At 73.8% G+C, this 20,458-nt stretch carries 20 protein-coding genes and 1 riboswitch; of the genes, 11 read left to right on the top strand and 9 right to left on the bottom strand.

Going from position 1 to position 20,458, the window contains the following annotated elements:
* Nucleotides 1-35: 35 nt before the first annotated feature.
* The 5 genes from SNOUR_RS28630 (at nt 36) to SNOUR_RS28610 (ending at nt 6,220) form a co-directional block, all read left to right on the top strand.
* Nucleotides 36-830 carry an ATP-binding cassette domain-containing protein gene (locus SNOUR_RS28630; protein ID WP_067352569.1) on the top strand — a complete coding sequence of 265 codons (795 nt, stop codon included), beginning with the start codon at nt 36-38 and terminating at the stop codon, nt 828-830.
* Nucleotides 802-3,009 (top strand): YhgE/Pip domain-containing protein, encoded by a 2,208-nt coding sequence (locus SNOUR_RS28625; RefSeq protein WP_067352567.1) that lies wholly within the window; start codon nt 802-804, stop codon nt 3,007-3,009. Before SNOUR_RS28630 ends, SNOUR_RS28625 begins: the two co-directional genes overlap by 29 nt.
* A gap of 35 nt (nt 3,010-3,044) precedes the next feature.
* Complete coding sequence (locus SNOUR_RS28620; protein ID WP_039637345.1) at nt 3,045-3,659, top strand: TetR/AcrR family transcriptional regulator; 615 nt, start codon at nt 3,045-3,047, stop codon at nt 3,657-3,659.
* 347 nt (nt 3,660-4,006) lie between these two features.
* Nucleotides 4,007-4,627 (top strand): DUF4126 domain-containing protein, encoded by a 621-nt coding sequence (locus SNOUR_RS28615; RefSeq protein WP_067352564.1) that lies wholly within the window; start codon nt 4,007-4,009, stop codon nt 4,625-4,627.
* Nucleotides 4,628-4,693: 66 nt separating this feature from the next.
* Nucleotides 4,694-6,220: a phytoene desaturase family protein gene (locus SNOUR_RS28610; RefSeq protein ID WP_079142944.1), complete on the top strand. Its 1,527-nt coding sequence runs from the start codon at nt 4,694-4,696 to the stop codon at nt 6,218-6,220.
* A 70-nt stretch (nt 6,221-6,290) separates the two neighbouring features.
* On the opposite strand, the gene SNOUR_RS28605 is transcribed toward SNOUR_RS28610, so the two are convergent.
* The 5 genes from SNOUR_RS28605 to SNOUR_RS28585 all read right to left on the bottom strand — a co-directional run bounded on the left by SNOUR_RS28605 (nt 6,291) and on the right by SNOUR_RS28585 (nt 10,937).
* Nucleotides 6,291-7,328, bottom strand: a complete 1,038-nt coding sequence (locus tag SNOUR_RS28605; protein ID WP_067352560.1) for a hypothetical protein — start codon at nt 7,326-7,328, stop codon at nt 6,291-6,293.
* Between the two features lie 36 nt (nt 7,329-7,364).
* Nucleotides 7,365-8,282 carry a methylenetetrahydrofolate reductase [NAD(P)H] gene (gene metF / locus SNOUR_RS28600; protein ID WP_052286947.1) on the bottom strand — a complete coding sequence of 306 codons (918 nt, stop codon included), beginning with the start codon at nt 8,280-8,282 and terminating at the stop codon, nt 7,365-7,367.
* Nucleotides 8,283-8,415: 133 nt separating this feature from the next.
* The gene (gene thiE, locus SNOUR_RS28595) at nt 8,416-9,066 is read right to left on the bottom strand and encodes a thiamine phosphate synthase (protein WP_067352557.1); all 651 of its coding nucleotides are present in this window, start codon (nt 9,064-9,066) and stop codon (nt 8,416-8,418) included.
* A gap of 111 nt (nt 9,067-9,177) precedes the next feature.
* The gene (locus tag SNOUR_RS28590) at nt 9,178-9,543 is read right to left on the bottom strand and encodes an Rv2175c family DNA-binding protein (protein WP_067352555.1); all 366 of its coding nucleotides are present in this window, start codon (nt 9,541-9,543) and stop codon (nt 9,178-9,180) included.
* 101 nt (nt 9,544-9,644) lie between these two features.
* A complete protein-coding gene (locus tag SNOUR_RS28585) occupies nt 9,645-10,937 on the bottom strand; it encodes an NAD(P)/FAD-dependent oxidoreductase (protein ID WP_067352552.1) in 1,293 nt (430 codons plus the stop codon).
* Between the two features lie 176 nt (nt 10,938-11,113).
* A riboswitch (TPP riboswitch) is annotated at nt 11,114-11,226 on the top strand.
* On the opposite strand from SNOUR_RS28585, the gene thiO reads away from it, so the two are divergent.
* The 3 genes from thiO (at nt 11,224) to SNOUR_RS28570 (ending at nt 13,547) form a co-directional block, all read left to right on the top strand.
* A complete protein-coding gene (gene thiO / locus SNOUR_RS28580) occupies nt 11,224-12,441 on the top strand; it encodes a glycine oxidase ThiO (protein ID WP_174717907.1) in 1,218 nt (405 codons plus the stop codon). (Overlaps the previous riboswitch by 3 nt.)
* Nucleotides 12,438-12,689 carry a sulfur carrier protein ThiS gene (gene thiS, locus SNOUR_RS28575; RefSeq protein ID WP_174717906.1) on the top strand — a complete coding sequence of 84 codons (252 nt, stop codon included), beginning with the start codon at nt 12,438-12,440 and terminating at the stop codon, nt 12,687-12,689. The genes thiO and thiS overlap by 4 nt, the downstream gene beginning before the upstream one ends.
* Nucleotides 12,690-12,698: 9 nt before the next feature.
* A complete protein-coding gene (locus SNOUR_RS28570; protein WP_067352546.1) occupies nt 12,699-13,547 on the top strand; it encodes a thiazole synthase in 849 nt (282 codons plus the stop codon).
* Between the two features lie 20 nt (nt 13,548-13,567).
* Here the strand turns inward: SNOUR_RS28570 and SNOUR_RS28565 are convergent, their stop codons facing one another.
* Nucleotides 13,568-13,996, bottom strand: coding sequence for a MerR family transcriptional regulator (locus tag SNOUR_RS28565; RefSeq protein ID WP_174717905.1), 429 nt, complete (start codon nt 13,994-13,996; stop codon nt 13,568-13,570).
* Nucleotides 13,997-14,183: 187 nt separating this feature from the next.
* Here SNOUR_RS28565 and pknB point away from each other — a divergent pair, with 187 nt between their 5' ends.
* Both pknB and SNOUR_RS28555 read left to right on the top strand, forming a co-directional pair.
* Nucleotides 14,184-16,160 (top strand): Stk1 family PASTA domain-containing Ser/Thr kinase, encoded by a 1,977-nt coding sequence (pknB, locus tag SNOUR_RS28560; RefSeq protein ID WP_067352544.1) that lies wholly within the window; start codon nt 14,184-14,186, stop codon nt 16,158-16,160.
* Nucleotides 16,161-16,220: 60 nt separating this feature from the next.
* Nucleotides 16,221-17,120 (top strand): deoxyribonuclease IV, encoded by a 900-nt coding sequence (locus tag SNOUR_RS28555; RefSeq protein ID WP_079142943.1) that lies wholly within the window; start codon nt 16,221-16,223, stop codon nt 17,118-17,120.
* A 30-nt stretch (nt 17,121-17,150) separates the two neighbouring features.
* Here SNOUR_RS28555 and SNOUR_RS28550 read toward each other — a convergent pair whose 3' ends face one another.
* A complete protein-coding gene (locus tag SNOUR_RS28550) occupies nt 17,151-17,771 on the bottom strand; it encodes a sulfite oxidase-like oxidoreductase (protein ID WP_067352541.1) in 621 nt (206 codons plus the stop codon).
* Between the two features lie 155 nt (nt 17,772-17,926).
* Here SNOUR_RS28550 and bfr point away from each other — a divergent pair, with 155 nt between their 5' ends.
* The gene (gene bfr / locus SNOUR_RS28545) at nt 17,927-18,403 is read left to right on the top strand and encodes a bacterioferritin (RefSeq protein ID WP_067352539.1); all 477 of its coding nucleotides are present in this window, start codon (nt 17,927-17,929) and stop codon (nt 18,401-18,403) included.
* A 40-nt stretch (nt 18,404-18,443) separates the two neighbouring features.
* Here the strand turns inward: bfr and SNOUR_RS28540 are convergent, their stop codons facing one another.
* Nucleotides 18,444-18,761 (bottom strand): (2Fe-2S)-binding protein, encoded by a 318-nt coding sequence (locus SNOUR_RS28540; protein WP_067352536.1) that lies wholly within the window; start codon nt 18,759-18,761, stop codon nt 18,444-18,446.
* A gap of 155 nt (nt 18,762-18,916) precedes the next feature.
* Entirely contained in the window at nt 18,917-20,266 is a 1,350-nt protein-coding gene (locus SNOUR_RS28535) for a class II 3-deoxy-7-phosphoheptulonate synthase (RefSeq protein WP_039637319.1), read from the bottom strand.
* Nucleotides 20,267-20,458: the final 192 nt, after the last annotated feature.

Raw genomic sequence — 20,458 nt, 5'->3', positions numbered from 1 at the left:
ACTTTGAACTGACCAGTCAGTGCAAGGAGGGGATCGTGGACAGCACCCCGCACGGTGCGGCGGTCACGGCCGCCGGAATCGGGGTCGAGGGCCCCCGCGGATGGGCGTTCCGGGGCATCGACGTCACCGCGGAACCCGGCGCGCTGATCGCCGTACAAGGCCCTTCGGGGTCCGGCCGGACCTGTCTGCTGCTGGCGCTCACCGGCCGGATGAAGCCCACGGCCGGCGCCGCCGAGGTCGGCGGACTGCCGCTGCCCCGGCGGATGGCCGCCGTCCGGTCCGTCACCGCGCTCGCCCATGTACCGGGGGTCGCCGAGCTCGATCCGGCCCTGACGGTCGGCGAGCACCTGCGCGAACGCGCCCTGCTGCAGGGCCGGTTCGGGGCCTCGCTCCGCACGCTGCTGCGGCCCCGGCGGGAGCGCGGGGCGCAGGCCCGCGCCCTGGTGGACGGCGCGCTGGCCGCCGCGGGACTGGACGTGGCGGCGCTGCCCAAGGGGGTCCGCACCTGCGTGCGCGACCTGGAGCGGCTGGAGGCGCTGCGGCTGTCCGTGGCGCTGGCGTTGATCGGCGGCCCCCGGTTGCTGGCCGTCGACGACACCGACCTGAAGCTGTCCGACCAGGAGCGCACGGCGGCCTGGTCGATGCTGCACGCGCTGGCGGCGGCCGGCACCACTGTGCTCGCGGTGTGCAGCGAGCCGCCGGCGGACACCGCGGGCGTGGTGCTGGTGCGCACCGGACGCCCGGAACCGGACGCCATCGGCGCCCCCGAGGACGGCGGGCACGACGAGGAGGGGGCGGCCGATGCGCTCGCCGAAGCTGGCCGCGCTTGAGCTGAAGCGGTTCGGCAGGGGGAAGCTACCGCGCGCCGCGCTGGCCGCGCTCCTGCTGCTGCCGCTCCTGTACGGCGCGCTCTACCTGTGGTCCTTCTGGGACCCCTACGGCCGGCTGGACAAGATCCCGGTCGCGCTGGTCAACGAGGACGCGGGCGCCGACGTCGGCGGGCAGCACCTCTCCGCGGGCGACAACATCGTCGCCGGGCTGCGCGACAGCCACACCTTCGACTGGCACCAGGTGGACGCCGTGGCGGCCGGCCGGGGCGTCGAGAACGGCACGTACTACCTCTCGCTGTCCATTCCGCGGGACTTCAGCCGTCGGATCGCCTCCAGCTCCGGGGGCCACCCGGAGACCGGCGCCCTGAGGGTGCGCACCAACGACGCCAACAACTACATCGTCGGGCAGATCTCCCGGACGGTCTTCTCCGAGGTGCGCGCCGCGGCCTCGGCCAAGGCGTCGCGGACCTTCCTCGACAAGATCTTCGTCTCCTTCTCGACCCTGCACGGCAAGACGGAGGAGGCCGCCGACGGCGCGGACCGCCTCAAGGACGGCATCGGGCAGGCCAAGGACGGCACCGGCAAACTGGCCGACGGCCTGGGCACCGCCAAGAACGGGAGCGCCCAGCTGGTCGGCGGCCTGGGCGACCTCGACGCCGGCGCCGGCCGGCTCAGCCGGGGCAGCACCGACCTCGCCCGGGGCGCCGGCACCGCCGCCGACGGATCGCGTCAACTCGCCGACGGGGCCGGGCAGGTGGCCGACGGGACCCAGCAGCTCGCCGACACCGTCAACGGGGTCGTCGACAAGGTGGGACCGTTCGTCCGGGCGCACGGCAAGGAGATCGGGGAGGCCGCGCGACTGGTCGCGGACGGCGCCCAGGCGGTGCGCGACCACCTGGACAAGCTGCCCGCCGCCGCCTCCACGGGAGCCGAGCTCTCCCGGGGGATCGCCGACCACCTCGGCTCGTACTACCGGCTGCGCTGCGGCACCGGCGTCACCCTGGTGACCGACTGCGCCGAACTGAAGCGGATCACGGAGCAGGCGAACACCGCGGCGGGCACCGCCGAAGAGGTCAGCGGCTACGTCCACGACCAGAAGAACCTCGACCAGCTCGGCCGGGACCTGGACACCTTGCACTCCCTGGCCTCCGAACTGGCCGCGCACGGGCCGACCCTCGGCGCCGACATGGACGCCGCGGTCCGGAAGATCAACGACCTCAACGACGGCGCCCACAAGGTCTCCGCGGGCGCCCGCAAACTGGCCGCGGGCAACGCCCAGTTGGCCAGCGGCGCGGACCGGCTCAGCGACGGGGCGCGGCAGCTGCACGACGGCACCGGCCGGGCCGCCTCCGGGATGACCGACCTGGACGCCGGCGTCGGCCGCCTCAAGGACGGCGCGCGGACGCTGGACGGCGGGATGTTCAAGCTGTCCGACGGTTCGGCGCAGCTGGCCGGCGGGCTGCACGACGGGGCGGGGCAGATCCCCGACTACGGCAGGAAGGACCGCGACGCGCGCACCCTGGTGATGTCCGACCCGGTGCAGCTGGCGTCCGGTTCCGCCCACAAGGCGCCCAACTACGGCACCGGGTTCGCCCCGTACTTCATCCCGCTGTCCCTGTGGGTCGGCGCGATGGTGGCGTACATGTTGATCCCGCCGCTCAACCGGAGGGCGCTGGCGATGGGTGCGGCCTCCTGGCGGGTGGCGCTGTCCGGATGGCTGCCGGTCTTCGGCATCGGGGTGCTGCAGACCGCGGCGCTGATGAGCGTGCTGCACTTCGCGCTCGGCCTCCAGATGGCCCGGGCCGCCGGCACGATCGGCTTCCTGGTGCTGGTCACGGCCTGTTTCACGGCGATCGTGCAGTGGTTGAACGCGAAGTTCGGGCCGGCCGGCCGGATCCTCGTCCTGGCGCTGCTGATGCTCCAGCTGACGTCGGCGGGCGGCACCTACCCGGTGCAGACCAGCCCCGGCTTCTTCGGCGCCATCCACCCCTTCCTGCCGATGAGTTACATCGTCGAGGGGCTGCGCCGGCTCATCACGGGCGGCGACCTGGCGCCCGTGTGGCAGGGCAGCGCGGTGCTGCTGGTCTTCACCCTCGGGGCGCTCGCGCTGACCTCCCTGGCGGCGCGCGGCCGGCAGGTGGTGCGGATGAAGGACCTCCACCCGGAGCTGAGCCTGTGAGCGCGCGCCCAACGAAGACCGGCACAATCGCCCCTATGGACAGCTCCAACACACGCCGCGACGCCACCCGGCGCAAGCTCTTCGAGGCCGCGGTCACGCTCATCGCCGAACAGGGCTTCTCCTCCACCACGGTGGACGAGATCGCCGAACGGGCGGGGGTCGCGAAGGGCACGGTGTACTACAACTTCGCGAGCAAGAACGTCCTCTTCGAGGAGCTGCTGCGGCACGGCATCGAGCTGTTGGCGTCCTCCCTCCAGACAGCCGCCGACGAGGTCACCGACCGGGGCGGCACCCGGGTCGACGCCCTGGACGCGATGATCCGGGCGGGCCTGGACTTCATCGCCCGCTACCCGGCGCTCACCCAGCTCTACGTCGCCGAGCTGTGGCGCACCAACCGGGCCTGGCAGTCCACGCTCATGGTGGTGCGGGAGCGGGCCATCACGGTGGTGGAGAACGTGCTGCGGGAGGCGGTGGCCGGCGGCGAGCTGAGCGAGGAGATCGACATCCCGCTGACCGCCTCGGCACTGTTCGGGATGGTCCTGGTGGCCGCCCTGGACTGGCAGTCGTACCAGCCGGACCGGTCGATCGACGACGTGCACGCGGCACTGTCGCGGCTCCTCCAGGGGCGGGTCACCGGGCGCCCCGCCTGAGCGGGCGCCCGGTCCCCGCGCACATGGGCGCTGCCCTGGCACAGATCGTTCCCCCGACCGATCCGACCAGGGCAGCGCCGCCCCCGTCCTTCCCCCGTACTCCCCCGTGGAGTCCCCCGTCTTCCCCCGTGGGTTCCTCCGTCACGTCCGGGAGCCACGCCGCTCCGCCGCCCCGTGTCGGCGGTGCGGCGCCGCTTCCCGTCCGTGGCCCCCACTCTTCCGTCCAGGCCGGTGTCGGCCCATCCGCGTACCTACTCATCTCGGCGTCTGAGTACGGATACTCAAAGCTGAGCACCGCGCCTCATGAGCCGGGCGGCGGGCCCCGCCGACCGCCTACGATCTGCCGCGTGTCCGTACTTCCCTTGGTCTTCACCAGCGGCTGGGCGAGCGGGATCAACGCCTACGCCGTCGTCCTGCTGCTCGGCCTGCTCGGCGCGACCGGCGTCTCCGACGAGGTCCCCGCCGCCCTGGAGCGGCCCGACGTCCTGATCGTCGCGGCGGTGCTCTTCGTCGCCGAGGCGGTCGCCGACAAGGTCCCCTACGTGGACTCCGTCTGGGACGCCGTGCACACCGTGATCCGGCCGATCGCCGGCGGTGTGGTGGCGGCCCTGCTGGCCGGGCACGACGGGTCGCTGCCCCAGCTGGCGGCCGGTGCGGTGGGCGGCTCCACGGCGCTGGTGAGCCATCTGGTCAAGGCGGGCACCCGGATCGCGGTCAACACCTCGCCAGAGCCGGCGAGCAACATCGTGCTGAGCCTGACCGAGGACCTGGGCGTCGCGGGGATCGTCGCGTTCGCGCTGTTCCACCCGTGGATCGCGGCGGGCATCGCGGCGGTGCTGCTGGTCGCGGGCATCACGGTGGTGATCTTCCTGTGGTCGCGGATCCGCCGGTACCTGCGGCGCCGGCGGGAGCGGCGCGCGGCGAGGCGGCCGGCCCCTGCGGACGGCGCCGCACCGCCGGTCGGCTGAGCCCGCCGCCGGCCGGGGCACCGGCCGTCGGCGCTGCTGTCGGTGCCGCCGGATACAGTCGCAGGCATGGCAGGGATTGCGGTGATCGGCGCCGGGACGGGCGCCATGGCGGCCGCCGCCCGGCTGGCCGTCGCGGGCCACCGGGTGGCGGTGTTCGAGCGCGGTGCGACGTACGGCGGCGCGGTGGGCCGCTTCGAGCGGGACGGCTTCGCCTTCGACACGGGGCCCGGCCTGCTGCATCTGCCGGCGGTGCACCGCGATCTGTTCATCAAGACCGGCCGCGAGCCGCTGGAGAGCTGCGTCGAGCTGACCCAGGTCGACCCCGCGAGCCGGCACGTCTTCGCCGACGGCACCGCCGCGACGCTGCCGAACGCCTCGCGGGCCGGCGTCCTGGCCGCGCTGGACGAGGCCCTGGGCACCGGCAGCGGCGAGCGCTGGAGCGATCTGATGGTCCGCGCCCGCGAGGCGTGGGACGCCACCCGCCGGCCGCTCCTGGAGGAGCCGCTGTGGGCGGACTGGCACGTGCTGGGGCGCGACCCGTATCCGGCGGTGCGCCGGCGCGGCCTGTTCGGGCTGGGCGGGGGCAAGGGCCCGACCACCGCGACCCTCGCCGAGGTCGCCCGGCGGGAGCTCGCCGATCCCCGGCTGATCGCCCTCCTGGAGAGCCACGCCCTGGCGTACGGCTTCGACCCGCGCACCGCCCCGGCGAGCGCGACCGTGCTGCCGTACATGGAGCAGACCTTCGGCAGTTGGTACGTCGCCGGCGGGATGCGCGCACTGGCCGACGCGCTGTACGCGCGCTGCCGGGCCCGCAAGGTGGAGTTCGCCTTCGACGCCGAGGTGACCCGGATCGTGGAGAAGGACGGCCGGGCCGCGGGCGTGGAGCTGGCCGACGGCCGGGTCGCCGAGGCGGAGTTCGTGGTCGCGGGCGTCGACCCGGTCCGGCTGCCGGGCCTGTGCGCGGGCCGCGCGCCCTGGGGCGACGGCGACGTCCGCCCGGCTCCGGAGCCGGGCGACCGGGAGGTCGGCGCGCGGCTGACGGTCTGTCTGGCGCTGCGCGGCGCCCGCCCCGCGGACGCGGTGCACCGCACGGTGGTCCATGCCGCGGACCGCGCCGCGGAGCTGGCCGGCGTCTTCGGCGACGGGCCCGCCCCCCGGGACCCCTGCGCCCGGCCGACGGTGACGGTGCTGCGCCCCGACGACCCGGCGACGCGCCCCGACGACGCGCACGAGGCGGTGACGCTCACCGCCACCGTCGCCCCGCACGGCCCGGTCGACTGGCGGGATCCCGCGGTCCTGGAGCGCGCGGCGGACGAGCTGGTGGCGAGCGCCGAGGCGGCCGTACCGGGCCTGCGGGAGCGGGTGCTGTGGCGGGAGGTCCGCTCGCCGGCCGACGGCGGGCCGGTGCCCGGCCCGGCGCTGGCGGGCCGGGAAGGGCGCTTCCTGCGGCCCGGCAACCGCACCCGGATACCGGGCCTCTACGCCGTCGGCGGCTGGTCCCACCCCGGTGGCGGACTGGCGCACGCCGGGATGTCCGGGGCGATCGTCGCGGGCCTGATCGTCAACGGCGACGACTGGCACGGCTCGGAGTGAGCCCGTGCCCGGCCCCGGGATGCCGGGGCCGGCGACGAGGCCGGGCCGCCATGCGGCCGCCGCCCGCCGCTCAGTAGTGGTAGCGCTGCTCGTCGTACCCCGGCTGCGGGGGCGGGTAGGACGGGTGCTCCGCCCCGTGCCCGGTGTCCCGCTGCTGCGGCACCCAGGCGCCGTCCTGCGGGGCCTGCGGGTGGTAGTACTCCTGGCCGTACTGCTGCGCCGGCTGGCCGCCGAGGCCGTCGTACTGCCCCGGCTGGTACGGCGCCCCGCCGAACGCGTCGGGCTCCTCGTAGGGGTCGTAGTGCGCGGCGTACTGCTGGGTGCCGATGTACGGGTCCGAGTAGGGCGCCTGCCCGCCGTGGTAGGAGCCGTCGTCGTAGGCCGGGTAGGGGTCGGTGTACTCGCCCTGGCCGGGGGTCGCGCCGTAACCGCCGCCGTAGCCATGGGCGTTGCCGTCGCCCTCCGCAGTGACGTTTCCGAAGACGTCGTACGAGGCGGCGGCCAACGGGTCGGGGCGGGAGTCGCGGCTGTAGACGCCGTAGGCCCCGGTCTCGTCCGGCAGCGGCTGGGGGGCGTAGACGGTGGGGGCGTCCGCGAAGGCGGAGGCGGAGGCGAAGTCCGGTGCGGCGGCGGGCGGTTCGCCGGGGCCGACCTGGTCCGGCAGCGGCTGATACGGGTCCGGCACCCCGACGCCGACGCCGTCGTGGGCGCCGTCGTGGGCGCCGGCCGTGGGCTCCGTGCCGCTTCCCACGACGGCCTCGGGCGTCTCCTCCGTCAGCCCGGAGACCTGGAGCTTCGGCCCGGCCGCGGGACCGCGGGAGGAGCGCGCGCGACGCCGGCGGTTCGGCTTGGGCCGCCCGCCGATCGTCCAGCCGTCCTCGTAGCCGCGGCGGACGGAGAGCGTCACATAGGTCTGCCCCACCGCGAAGGCGATGCCGCCCAGCGCGATCACTATGACCGAGGGGAGGAGCACGCCGGTGACCACGCCGAGGAAGCCGCACAGCGCCAGCAGCCGCCAGCGCAGCGGCGCCTTGTTCTGGAACAGCACCTCGCCGAGCAGCCACAGGGCGACCAGGCCGAACGCGATGTAGAGGATCGTCCAGCCCATATGCGCCCCTCTTCCGCCGGATTCCGGCCGCCGTGATCAGGGCCGCTGGTGCAGCCCCAGGTTCTCGTAGATTTCCAGGGTCGCCGTGGAGTGGTTCAGGGTGATGAAGTGCAACCCGGGCACGTCCTCGGCCATCAAGCGCGCACACAGGTCCGTCGCGTACTCGATGCCAATGGAGCGTACCGCCGCCGGGTCGTCCTTGACCGCGAGGATGCGCTCGGCGAGCTCGGGCGGGAACGCGGCGTTGCTGAGCTGCGCAAACCGCTCGATCTGACGCACGTTGGTCACCGGCATGATCTCCGGAATGATCGGCGTCGAGCAACCCGCGGCGCGGACCCGGTCGCGCAGCCGGAAGTAGTCCTCCGGATAGAAGAACATCTGCGTGATCGCGAAGTCGGCGCCGGCGCGGCATTTGTCGACGAAATGCCGGATGTCGGCGTCCCATTCCGTCGAGCGCGGGTGCATCTCGGGGAAGGCCGCCACGCCGACGCAGAAGTCGCCGGACTCCTTGATCAGCCGGACCAGGTCGGCGGCGTAGCTGATGCCCTCGGGGTGCTTGACCCACTCGCCCATGGGGTCGCCCGGCGGGTCGCCGCGCAGCGCGAGCATGTTGCGGATCCCGGCGTCGGCGTACTGGCCGATGATGTTGCGCAGCTCGGCGGTGGAGTGGTTGACCGCGGTCAGGTGGGCAACGGGGGTGAGGGTGGTGTCGGTGGCGATGCGCTCGGTGGCACGGACCGTGCCGTCGCGGGAGGTGCCGCCGGCGCCGTAGGTCACCGACACGAAGGTCGGGGCGACGGCCTCGATGCGGCGGATGGCGTTCCACAGCGTCCGCTCGCCCTTCTCCGTCTTGGGCGCGGCGAACTCGAACGAATAGGACCGCTTGCCGGAAGCAAGCAGGTCGCGCACGGTACGTGCGCGATCAGTCCTGGTGGAAGCTGTACCTAGGGCCATACCGGCAGGTTAACCACAGCCCGGACGGACACCAACCGGCATCGGCGTAATGGCTGGTTGGCGCGGTTCCTGTCCACTACGTGGACATCTCCCGTCCATTCCGGGGTCTCCCGGTGGGCGCCGGACCCCCTGGTCAGACGGGCCAGGACCGGATCCGCTTGGCCAGCTCGGTGGCCGCCGCGCCCGGGTCCTCGGCCTCGGTGATCGCGCGGACCACCACCACCCGGCGGGCGCCGGCCGCCAGCACCTCGTCGAGGTTGCCGGCGTCGATGCCGCCGATGGCGAACCAGGGGCGCTCGGGGTTCCGCGCGGCGGCGTACCGGACCAGGTCCAGCCCCGGGGCGTGCCGGCCGGGCTTGGTCGGCGTGGGCCAGCAGGGGCCGGTGCAGAAGTAGTCCACCCCGGGCTCGGTGAGCGCGGCGTCCACCTCGGCCTCGGCGTGGGTGGAGCGGCCGATCAGCGGCTCCGGACCGAGCAGGGCGCGGGCGGCCGGGACCGGCAGGTCCCCCTGGCCGAGATGGAGCACCTCGGCGCCCGCGGCATGGGCGACGTCCGCGCGGTCGTTGACCGCGAGCAGCTTGCCGTGCCGCCGGCAGGCATCGGCGAAGACCTCCAGGTGGCGCAGCTCCTGGCCGGCCTCCATGCCCTTGTCGCGGAGCTGGACGATGTCCACGCCCGAGGCCAGCACCGCGTCCAGGAACTGCGGGAGATCGCCCTGGCGGGTGCGCGCGTCGGTGCACAGGTAGAGCCGGGCGTCGGACAGGGCCTGTCGAGCGGTGGTCATCGGGCGGCTTCCCCCCTCGTCGGCGTCGTACGGACCGGCCGGGACCGGTCCGTACGACGCGTGGATGCGGTTACGGATGCGTGGTGCGGTTACTGGGCGGACGCGGGTCCGTCAGACGGCCAGGGCCTGGGCCCGGCGCTTGACCTCCGTGCCGCGATTCTCGCGCAGCGCCTGCGCCGGGGTGCCGGGCAGGGTGTCATCGGCGGTGAAGAGCCACTCCAGCATCTCCTCGTCGGCGAAACCGTCGTCGCGCAGGAGCGTCAGCGTGCCGGCGAGGCCCTTGACGACCTTGCCGTCCTTGATGAATTCGGCGGGCACCTGGAGCACGCGGTTCTCGCCGCGACGCACCGCGATCAGCTGGCCCTCCTTCACCAGCTGCCGCACGCGCGTCACCTCGACGCCGAGTTCCTCGGCGATGTCGGGGAGGGTCAGCCAGGCGGGGACGAGCCCATCGATGTTTACGTCAATCTCGGTCACAGGACAAGCCTGCCACCTCCCACTGACAGCCGGTAGCCGGGCATCGCCGTCAGGGGCCGCGTGCACACCGCCGGGTGAGCCGTACGGCCCGCCGACCGCCCCTACCGCACCGCCGACTTGAGCGGAACGGCCGCGTCCGCCGCCCGCTCCCGGTCGAGCAGTGCGCCCTTCTCGATCAGCCGCCGCCCCTGGGCCAGGTCCCGCGGCCGCCCCACGGCCAGCAGCGCGACCAGCCGGCCCGCCGGTCGCCCGGCACCACCCTCGGCCGGCTCCGCCCGGTCCGGGCCCTCGCTCCGCAGCCAGATCACCGACCAGGCGGCGCCGGCCGGGTCGCCGCGCCAGACGAGTTCGTCGGCGTCCACGTGGTGGCCGGCGTACTGCACGAACCGCCCGAACTGCTCGGACCAGAAGTACGGCACCGGGTCGTAGACCACGCCCGCCGCCTCGCCGCCGGCGATGTTCTCGGCCACCGTGCGGGGCCCCTGGAGGGCGTTGTCCCAGTGGTGGACCAGCAGCCGGGTGTCGTAACGGGCCGACGGGAAGGAGGCGCAGTCGCCGACCGCGTAGACGTCGGGGACGGAGGTGCGCAGCCGCTCGTCGGCCAGGACCGAGCCGTCCTCGGGCGAGAGGGCGACGCCGGAGCCGGCCAGCCAGCCGGTGGCGGGCCGGGCACCGACCCCGACGACCACGGCGTCGGCGGGCAGGGTGGTGCCGTCGGCCAGCGCCACCGCGCCGGGCGCGAGGGAGGCGACCCGGGCGCCGGTGCGCAGGTCAGCGCCGGCGTCCGTGTACCAGGCGGTCATGTACGCGGCGACCTCGGCGGGCAGGGCGCCGGCCAGCGGATGGTCGGCGGCCTCGACGACGGTGACCTCGCAGCCCGCCTCACGGGCCGCGGTGGCGAACTCCGCGCCGATCCAACCGGCGCCCACCACCACGATCCGGTGCTGAGCGGCGAGCACCGGACGCAGCCGCTCGGCGTCGTCCAGGGTGCGCAGGAGGTGCACGTCGGGGAGCTCGTCGCCGCCCGGCAGCCGGATCGGTTCGGCACCGGTGGCGATGACCGCGTAGTCGTAGCGGATCGGGCCCTCGGCGGTCTCGACGACGTGCTCGGCCGGGCGCAGCGCGGTGACCGGGCAGCCGAGGCGGAGGTCGATGCCGAGGCCGGCGAAGTCGATGTCGAACGCCGAGCCCTCGGCCTTGCCGAGCAGCACCGCCTTGGACAGCGGGGGGCGGTCGTAGGGCTGGTGGGGCTCGTCGCCGAGGAGCGTGATCGCGCCGCGCCAGCCTTGCTCGCGCAGGGCCACGGCGGTCTGCACACCCGCCATCCCCGCGCCGGCGATCACCACGCGCGGCGTGCGGTCAGGGGCCTGGGGAGACTTGCTCTGCTCGCTCACCCGCTCACTCTAGGACGGCGGACGACGCGGCCCGCAGCACCGCGCAAGGAGATCTCTGACACAGCGTCATGAGCCGTGGCGCCAGGGCACCGCCCGGGACCGCCGGCGGGCGTACGGGGCCGCGCCGCCGGGGCGCTCCCTTACGGCGCGTCGCGGCCCGTATTAGGGTGGCGGCTGCACGCACTCGCGGGAGCCCGGACGGACCGGGCTGAGAGGGAGGCTGGCCGGCCTCCGACCGTACGAACCTGATCCGGGTCATGCCGGCGAAGGGAGGGGCTGGACGCCCATGCATCCATTGCATCCATCCGCCACACCACCGCACCCCGACGTGCTGGTCGTCGGGGGCGGCATCATCGGGCTGGTCACCGCCTGGCGGGCTGCCGGCCGCGGGCTGCGGGTCGCGGTGGCGGACCCCGCGCCCGGCGGCGGCGCGGCGTACGTCGCGGGCGGCATGCTGGCCGCGGTCACCGAGCTGCACTACGGCGAGGAGACGCTGCTGGGGCTCAACCTGGCCTCGGCACGCCGCTATCCGCGCTTCGCGCAGGAGCTGGAGGAGGCGAGCGGGCAGCGGATCGGCTACCGGCCGTGCGGCACGCTGGCCGTCGCGCTGGACGCCGACGACCGCGCCCATCTGCGGGAACTGCACGCCCTCCAGGTCCGGTCCGGGCTGGACTCCCAGTGGCTGACCGGACGCGAGTGCCGCCGGCTGGAGCCGATGCTCGCCCCCGGGGTACGCGGCGGCCTCCAGGTGGACGGTGATCACCAGGTCGATCCGCGCCGGTTGGCGGGCGCCCTGCTGGCGGCCTGCGAGCGGGCCGGGGTTGTCTTCCACCGCACCTGGGCGGAGCGCCTGACGACCGCCGGCGGGCGCGCCTCGGGCGCCGAACTCGCCGACGGGACACGGCTGGCGGCCGGTCAGGTCGTGCTGGCCGGGGGCAGCCGCAGCGGCCGGCTGGCCGGGGTGCCGGAGGCCGTGCTGCCACCGGTGCGCCCCGTCAAGGGGCAGGTGCTGCGGCTGCGGCTGCCGGACCCGCCGCCGGGCAGCCGGCCGTTCCTCTCCCGCACCGTACGGGCCGTGGTCCGTGGCAACCCCCTCTACCTGGTGCCCCGGGAGAGCGGTGAACTGGTCCTCGGTGCCACCAGCGAGGAGCTGGGCTGGGACACCACGGTCACCGCGGGCGGCGTCTACGAGCTGCTGCGGGACGCCCACGAGCTGGTCCCGGGCCTCACCGAGCTGCCGCTGACCGAGAGCCGCGCCGGGCTGCGCCCAGGCTCCCCGGACAACGCGCCGCTGCTCGGGCCGACCGAGCTGCCCGGCCTTCACCTGGCCACCGGCCACTTCCGCAACGGCGTCCTGCTGACGCCGGTCACCGGTGACGTGATGGCCGAGGTGCTGGCCACCGGGACCGTCCCGGAAGAGGCCCGCCCCTTCTCCCCCACGCGCTTCTCCCCCACCGCCCGGGGGACCGAGCGCACCCGCGCCCCAGAGGAGCAGCCCGTATGAACGCCCCCGGTACCCCCGACGGCCCCGATGTCCCCGAGGGCCGCACGCTGTCGGTCTCCGTCAACGGGGAGGCCCGCCGGATCCCGGGCGGGCTGACCCTCGACCGGCTGGTCGCCACGCTGTCCCAGGCACCGGCCGGGGTGGCCGCCGCGGTCAACGAGACCGTGGTGCCGCGCAGCCAGTGGCCCACCACCGCGCTCGGCGACGGCGACCGCGTCGAGGTGCTGACCGCCGTCCAGGGAGGCTGATCCGCCGACATGACCGACATCGCAGTCAAACGGGGTGCCGCCCCCGCGGCGCCCGGCCCGGACCCGGCCACCGACCCGCTCACCATCGCCGGGACCTCCTTCCGGTCCCGGCTCATCATGGGCACCGGCGGCGCGCCCAGCCTCGACGTCCTGGAGCGCGCGCTGCTGGCCTCCGGCACGGAGCTGACGACGGTCGCCATGCGGAGGCTGGACCCGACCGTGCAGGGCTCGGTGCTGTCCGTCCTGGAGCGGAACGGCATCCGGGTGCTGCCGAACACCGCGGGCTGCTTCACCGCGGGCGAGGCGGTGCTCACCGCCCGGCTCGCCCGGGAGGCGCTCGGCACGGACTGGGTCAAGCTGGAGGTCGTCGCCGACGAGCGGACCCTGCTGCCCGACCCGGTGGAGCTGCTGGACGCCGCCGAGATCCTGGTGGACGACGGTTTCACGGTGCTCCCGTACACCAACGACGACCCCGTGCTGGCCCGGAAGTTGGAGGACGTGGGCTGCGCGGCGATCATGCCGCTCGGCTCGCCGATCGGCTCCGGCTTGGGGATCCGCAATCCGCACAACTTCCAGCTGATCACCGAGCGCGCGGGCGTGCCGGTCGTCCTCGACGCGGGCGCCGGCACCGCCTCGGACGCCGCGCTCGCGATGGAGCTGGGCTGCGCGGCGGTGATGCTGGCGTCGGCGGTGACCCGCGCGCAGGAGCCGGAGCTGATGGCCGCCGCGATGCGGCACGCGGTGGCGGCGGGCCGGCTGGCCCATCGTGCGGGCCGGATCCCGCGCCGCCACTTCGCGCTGGCGTCCTCGCCCACCGAGGGCGTCCCGGAACTGGACCCGGAGCGGCCGGCGTTCTAGGCCGCGGGGCGGCCGGCGTTCTAGGCCGCGGGGCGGCCGGCGGGCCCGGGGCGGTCCGCCGCCGCCCCGACCAGGTCGGCGAACTCCGGCGGGGCGGCGGTGATCACCTCGTCCAACAGGCTCCGGGAGGCCAGCAGGGCCTCGATGGAGTCGGTGAGCCGTGCGCGCTCCCGGTGGAGCTCGCCGACCAGCTGCGGACAGGTCGGCACCAGGCGGCCGTCGTCGTCGCGCAGACAGGGCAGCACCTGCGCGATGGTCGCGGTGTTCAGCCCGGAGGTCAGCAGCGTGCGGATGCGGCGGACCTGGGCGATGTCGGCCTCCTCGTAGACGCGGTAGCCGGCCGCGGTCCGTTCGGGGCTGAGCAGCCCCTGCTCCTCGTAGTAGCGCAGCAGCCGCTCGGTGGTACCGGTCCGCCGGGCCAGCTCACCGATCATCAGCAGCGTCGTCATGAGGTCCCCCTTCTGGTGCGGTGTGCCGCGTGACGCCCCCTTGGGGAGCGACCACGGCCGGGACCGGATTATTCCGTGCCCGGGGCGCCGTCCCGGCGGCCGCCCCTTGTCACGGTTCCGCTGCGGTAGCCCAGGAGAGTGGCCGGGGCGCCCGGCGTGTCGGCGCGGGCTCGTAGACTCGTCTGCCGTGGATACGACGCTGCAGGACCCGCTCGTGGGCCAGCTGCTCGACGGTCGCTATCGCGTCGAGGGGCGCATCGCCGCCGGGGGCATGGCCACCGTCTACCAGGCCATGGACACCCGGCTGGACCGCGTGCTCGCGCTGAAGGTGATGCACCCGAGCCTGGCCGTGGACGGGGCGTTCGTCGACCGCTTCATCCGGGAGGCCAAGTCCGTCGCCCGGCTCTCGCACCCGAACGTGGTCGGCGTCTTCGACCAGGGCACCGACGGCACCTACGTCTATCTGGCCATGGAGTACGTCGCCGGCTGCACGCTGCGCGACGTGCTGCGCGAGCGGGGCGCCCTGCAGCCGCGGGCCGCCCTGGACATCCTGGAGCCGATCCTGGCCGCGCTGGGGGCCGCGCACCGCGCCGGCCTGGTGCACCGCGACATGAAGCCGGAGAACGTCCTGATCGGCGACGACGGCCGGGTCAAGGTCGCCGACTTCGGCCTGGTGCGCGCGGTGGACACGCACACCACCGCCTCCACCGGCTCGGTCCTGGGCACGGTCTCCTACCTCGCCCCCGAGCAGATGGAGCACGGCACCGCGGACGCCCGGGTCGACGTCTACGCCTGCGGTGTGGTGCTCTACGAGATGCTCACCGGCGGCAAGCCGCACACCGGCGGCTCCGCGGCGCAGATCCTCTACAGCCATCTGCACGACGACATCACCCCGCCCTCCGAGCTGGTGCCGGGCCTGGCGCCGGAGCTGGACGAGCTGGTCGCGGCGGCCACCGCCCGCGCCCCGCAGCAGCGCCCGCAGGACGCGGTGGCGCTGCTCGCCCGGGCCCGCGCGGCCCGCGCGCGGCTGACCGACGCACAGCTGGACGTCGTCCCGCCGCAGGCCAGGGAGGCGTCCGCGGACGACGAGCGGACGGACGTGATCCCGCGCCCGGCCGGCACCCAGCTCGCGCTGCCCGTCGAGGGCGAGGCGGAGCTGAACCGCACCAGCCGGCTGGAGATGCCGCCGGCGGACGCCGCACCCGAGGACGGCCGGACCACCCGGCTGCGCCCGGCGCCACCGGCGCACACCGCGCCCCCGGCCGGGGGGCGGCTCCGGCAGCGGCGGATCCTCACCCTCGTGGCGGCCGTGCTGCTGGTCCTGGGCATCGGCACCGGCGTCTGGTACATCAACGTCGGCCAGTTCACCCACGTCCCGGCGGTGCTGGACATGACGCAGGCCAAGGCCCAGAAGGCGCTGCACGACGAGGGACTGCGGGTGAAGGTCGAGCGCGGCTTCAGCCCCAACGTCCAGCGCGACCACGTGATGGCGACGAAGCCGGAGACCGGGCAGCGGATCCGCGGCAACGGCACGGTCACCCTGGTCGTCTCCCGTGGCCCGGAGAAGGTCACCATCCCCGACCTGGCCGGCACCCCGCTCGCGGACGCCCGGCGCAAGCTGCGCGACCTGGGCCTGGTGCCGGGCACCGAGACCCGGGCGTTCAGCGACGAGGTCGCCAAGGGGTCGGTGATCCGTACGGACCCGGCACCGGGCAGCACCCGGCGGCCGGACACCGCGGTGGCGCTCACCGTCAGCCGGGGCGCGCCGGTGGACGTGCCGAACGTGGTCGGCAAGGGCCGCCAGGACGCCGCGGCGGCGCTGCAGCAGGCCGGCTTCCGGGTGCAGTTCGCCGATCAGCCGGTCTTCGCGCCGCAGGACAAGGACAGCGTGGCCCGGCAGTCGCCCGGCGCCGGCGGCACCCTGGGCAAGGGCGAGACGGTCACCCTGACGCTCTCCAAGGGCCCGGAGATGGTCGCCGTGCCGGACGTCGGCGGGATGAACACCGCGGACGCCACCAAGGCGCTGACCGACCTCGGCTTCAAGGTCGCGGTGGACCGGCCGTTCCTGTTCCCGCAGGACAGCGTCGCGTCCCAGTCGGTCGCGGCCGGCGACCAGGCGCCCAAGGGCAGCACGATCACGATCCGGCTCAAGGGCGCGCTGTAGGAAGACCCGGTGGCCCGGGTGCCCCGCGGACGGCCGCGCGGCACCTGGCACCCTGGGAGGGTGAGTACTCCCCTGTCCCCCGAGGGCGCCGCCCTGCGCGCCCGCGCACGCAATCCGGTCGGCGGCCATGTGCCGGTGGCCGGCGGCCTGGCCAAGGTGGGCCTGTCGTACGCCCGGCAGCTCGGCTGCGAGGTCGTCCAGGTCTTCGTCGCCAATCCGCGCGGCTGGGCGACACCGCCCGGAAACCCCGAGCAGGATGCGGCGTTCCGCGAGCGCTGCGCCCAGGACGGCATCCCGGCCTATGTGCACGCGCCATACCTGATCAGCTTCGGGTCGCACACCCCGGCGACGGTCGAGAAGTCCGTGGCGTCGCTGCGCCACTCGCTGCGCCGCGGCCGGGAGATCGGCGCGCTCGGGGTGGTCGTGCACACCGGCTCGGCGACCGGCGGACGCCCGCGGGAGACGGCACTGGCACAGGTCAGGGAGCAGGTCCGGCCGCTGCTGGACGAGCTGACGCGGGACGACGACCCCTGGCTGCTGCTGGAGCCCACGGCCGGCCAGGGCTCCTCGCTGTGCGCGCTGGCGGAGGACCTGGGCCCGTACTTCGACGCGTTGGACCGGCATCCGCGGCTCGGGGTCTGCCTGGACACCTGTCACGCGTTCGCGGCCGGGCACGACATGGCGGCGCCGGGCGGGACGAAGGCGCTGCTGGACGAGTTGGTCGAGGTCACCGGCGAGGGCCGGCTGAAGCTGATCCACGCCAATGACTCCAAGGACGTGGTCGGCGCGCACAAGGACCGGCACGCGAACATCGGCGCCGGCCACATCGGCGCGGAGCCGTTCGCCGAGCTGTTCGCGCATCCCGCGACCGCCGGTGTGCCGTTGGTGATCGAGACCCCGGGCGGCGAGGAGGGCCACGCCGCGGACGTGGCGCGGCTGAAGGAACTGCGGCTGCCCTGAACCCGGCACGGGGCCGGGCGGGCCGGGCCTTCAGAGCTCCGGGCCCTCGCCCGGCTCCTCCTGGTAGGAGTAGCGCTGCTCGCGCCAGGGGTCGCCGAGGTTGTGGTAGCCGCGCTCCTCCCAGAAGCCGCGGCGGTCGGCCGTCATGTACTCGATGCCGCGGACCCACTTGGGGCCCTTCCAGGCGTAGAGGTGCGGCACGATCAGCCGGACCGGGAAGCCGTGTTCGGCGGTGAGCAGCTCGCCGGAGCGGTGGGTGGCGAACAGGCAGTCCTGCGCGCCGAAGTCGGTGAGCCGGAGGTTGGAGCTGAAGCCGTACTCGGCCCACACCATCACATGGGTGGCCTCGGGCGCGGGGGGCGCCAGCTCAAGGATCGTGCGGGTCAGCACCCCGCCCCATTCGGCGCCCAGCATGCTGAACTTGGTGACGCAGTGCATGTCGGCGACGACGGTGGTGTACGGGAGAGCCGTGAACTCCTCGTGGGTCCAGCAGTGCTTGGCACCGTCGGCGGTGGCGCCGAAGACCCGGAACTCCCAGCGCTCGGGCCGGAACTTCGGGACCGGTCCGTAGTGCGTCACCGGCCAGCCCCTCTGGAGCCGCTGTCCCGGAGGCAGCACAGGCTCCTCGTCGCGACTTTCCGGCTGGCCCATGCCCCCATGGTGTCAGACCGTACGGGGTGCCGATGACCAGGGCGGGATGGAATCGGGCAACTCGTGCTAAGTGTGAACTTACTGGACGGCCCGCTCAGGGCGGTGCAAGGATGCGCGGCACCTGCCCAGAACTCGCGTGAAAGGGGCCCGCAGCCATGCAGGGCGACCCCGAGGTCATCGAATTCCTCAACGAGCAGCTGACCGCGGAGCTGACCGCGATCAACCAGTACTTCCTGCACGCGAAGATGCAGGAGAACTTCGGCTGGTACAAGCTCGCCAAGTACACCCGCGCCGAGTCCTTCGACGAGATGAAGCACGCGGAGACGCTGACCGACCGCATCCTCTTCCTCGAAGGGCTGCCGAACTACCAGCGGCTGTTCCACGTCCGGGTCGGCCAGACCGTCACCGAGATGTTCCAGGCCGACCGGCAGATCGAGGTGGAGGCGATCGACCGGCTCAAGCGCGGCATCGAGGTCATGCGCGCGAAGGGGGACGTCACCTCGGCCAACATCTTCGAGGACATCCTGGCCGACGAGGAGCACCACATCGACTACCTCGACACCCAGCTGGAGCTGGTCGAGAAGCTCGGGGAGGCGCTCTACCTCGCCCAGGTGATCGAGCAGCCGAGCTGACGGCCCGGCGCGATGCACATCGACGGGGCGCCCCAGGGGGCTACGCGGCCGCCCGGAGGCCCGCGGGCGCCGGTGCGGCCACCTCCGCGGCCAGCGGCCCGGAAGACGCGGCCGGCACCTCGGGCGCCGGACTCCACGGCTCGGACTCCGACCGCAGCGCGTCGGGGGCGCCGCTGTCGATCAGCTCGCGACGGGGGCACGCACCGCGACCCAGCAGCGCCTGGATGCGCCGGACGCAGCTGCCGCAGTCGGTGCCGGCCTTGCACGCGGAGGCGACCTGGCGGGGCGTGCAGGCGCCCCGGTCCGCGTGCTCGCGGACCTGCTGCTCGGTGATGCCGAAGCAGGAGCAGACGTACACGCGGGGTCACCTCCGTAAGGGCGCCTCGGACGATCCCGGTGATCGACAGTGAGGTAACCCTTACCTTACCCGTGACGGCGGGCGCGCAACAATGCGCGGCGACGCAGTGGGGCGCGGATCACAGGATCCGCGCCCCACACGTCGTTCGGCAACCGTCACTGGTCGCGGTACATCTCCGCCACCAGGAAGGCCAGGTCCAGCGACTGGCTGCGGTTGAGCCGCGGGTCGCAGGCCGTCTCGTAGCGCTGGTGCAGGTCGTCGACGAAGATCTCGTCGCCGCCGCCCACGCACTCGGTGACGTCGTCACCGGTCAGCTCGACGTGGATGCCGCCCGGGTGCGTGCCGAGGGCCTTGTGGACCTCGAAGAAGCCCTTGACCTCGTCCAGCACGTCGTCGAAGCGACGGGTCTTGTGACCCGAGGCCGCCTCGAAGGTGTTGCCGTGCATCGGGTCGCAGATCCACACGACCTGCGCGCCGGAGGCGGTGACCTTTTCCACCAGGTCGGGCAGCTTCTCGCGGATCTTGTCCGCGCCCATCCTGGTGATGAAGGTCAGGCGGCCCGGCTCGCGGTCCGGGTCGAGCCGGTCGATCAGGGTGAGCGCGTCCTCCACGGTGGACGTGGGGCCGAGCTTGACGCCGATCGGGTTGCGGACCCGGGAGGCGAACTCGATGTGCGCGCCGTCCAGTTGGCGGGTGCGCTCGCCGATCCAGACCATGTGGCCCGAGACGTCGTAGAGGTTCCCGGTGCGGGAGTCCACGCGGGTCAGCGCCGACTCGTAGTCCAGGATCAGCGCCTCGTGCGAGGAGTAGAACTCCACGGTCCGGAACTCCTCCGGGTCCACCCCGCAGGCGTTCATGAAGTTCAGCGCCCGGTCGATCTCGCGCGCCAGCGCCTCGTACCGCTGGCCGGAGGGCGAGGACTTCACGAAGTCCTGGTTCCAGGCGTGCACCTGGCGCAGGTCGGCGTAGCCACCGGTGGTGAAGGCGCGGACGAGGTTCAGCGTCGCCGCGGAGGCGTGGTACATCCGCTTGAGGCGCTGCGGGTCCGGGATGCGGGCCGCCTCGGTGAACTCGAAGCCGTTGACGGAGTCGCCGCGGTAGGTCGGCAGGGTCACCCCGTCACGGGTCTCGGTCGGCTTGGAGCGCGGCTTGCTGTACTGGCCGGCGATCCGACCGACCTTGACCACCGGGACGGACCCGGCGTAGGTCAGCACGGCGCCCATCTGGAGGAGCGTCTTGAGCTTGTTGCGGATGTGCTCGGCGGAGACGGCGTCGAACGCCTCCGCGCAGTCGCCGCCCTGAAGCAGGAACGCCTCACCTCGGGCGACCGCGCCCAGGCGCTCGCGCAGCTGGTCGCACTCGCCCGCGAAGACGAGCGGCGGATAGGACTCGAGCTCCGCGATCACATCGCGCAGAGCCTCTTGGTCCGGCCAGTCAGGCTGCTGCGCCGCGGGCAGGTCTCGCCAGGTGTTGCCACCGGCGTGGGATTCAGCGTTCACGGTCACACCCCCACATTACGGGGTCCCCGAGCCGTGTCCGTCCGCCATCCGGACTGTGAGACGCCGCGTGGTCGACGATCCGATAGGGTGCCGGCCATGCAGACGCGACCGACCATGAACATGGACTGGTGGTGGACCGCCCAGCCGGCGGCCCACTGATTCGCGTACGCATCCCACAGACCGCGAAGGCCGCCCGAG

The sequence above is a fragment of the Streptomyces noursei ATCC 11455 genome (assembly GCF_001704275.1).
GTDB classification, from domain to species: Bacteria; Actinomycetota; Actinomycetes; order Streptomycetales; family Streptomycetaceae; genus Streptomyces; species Streptomyces noursei.
This window is presented reverse-complemented; position numbering and strand designations above follow the sequence as displayed.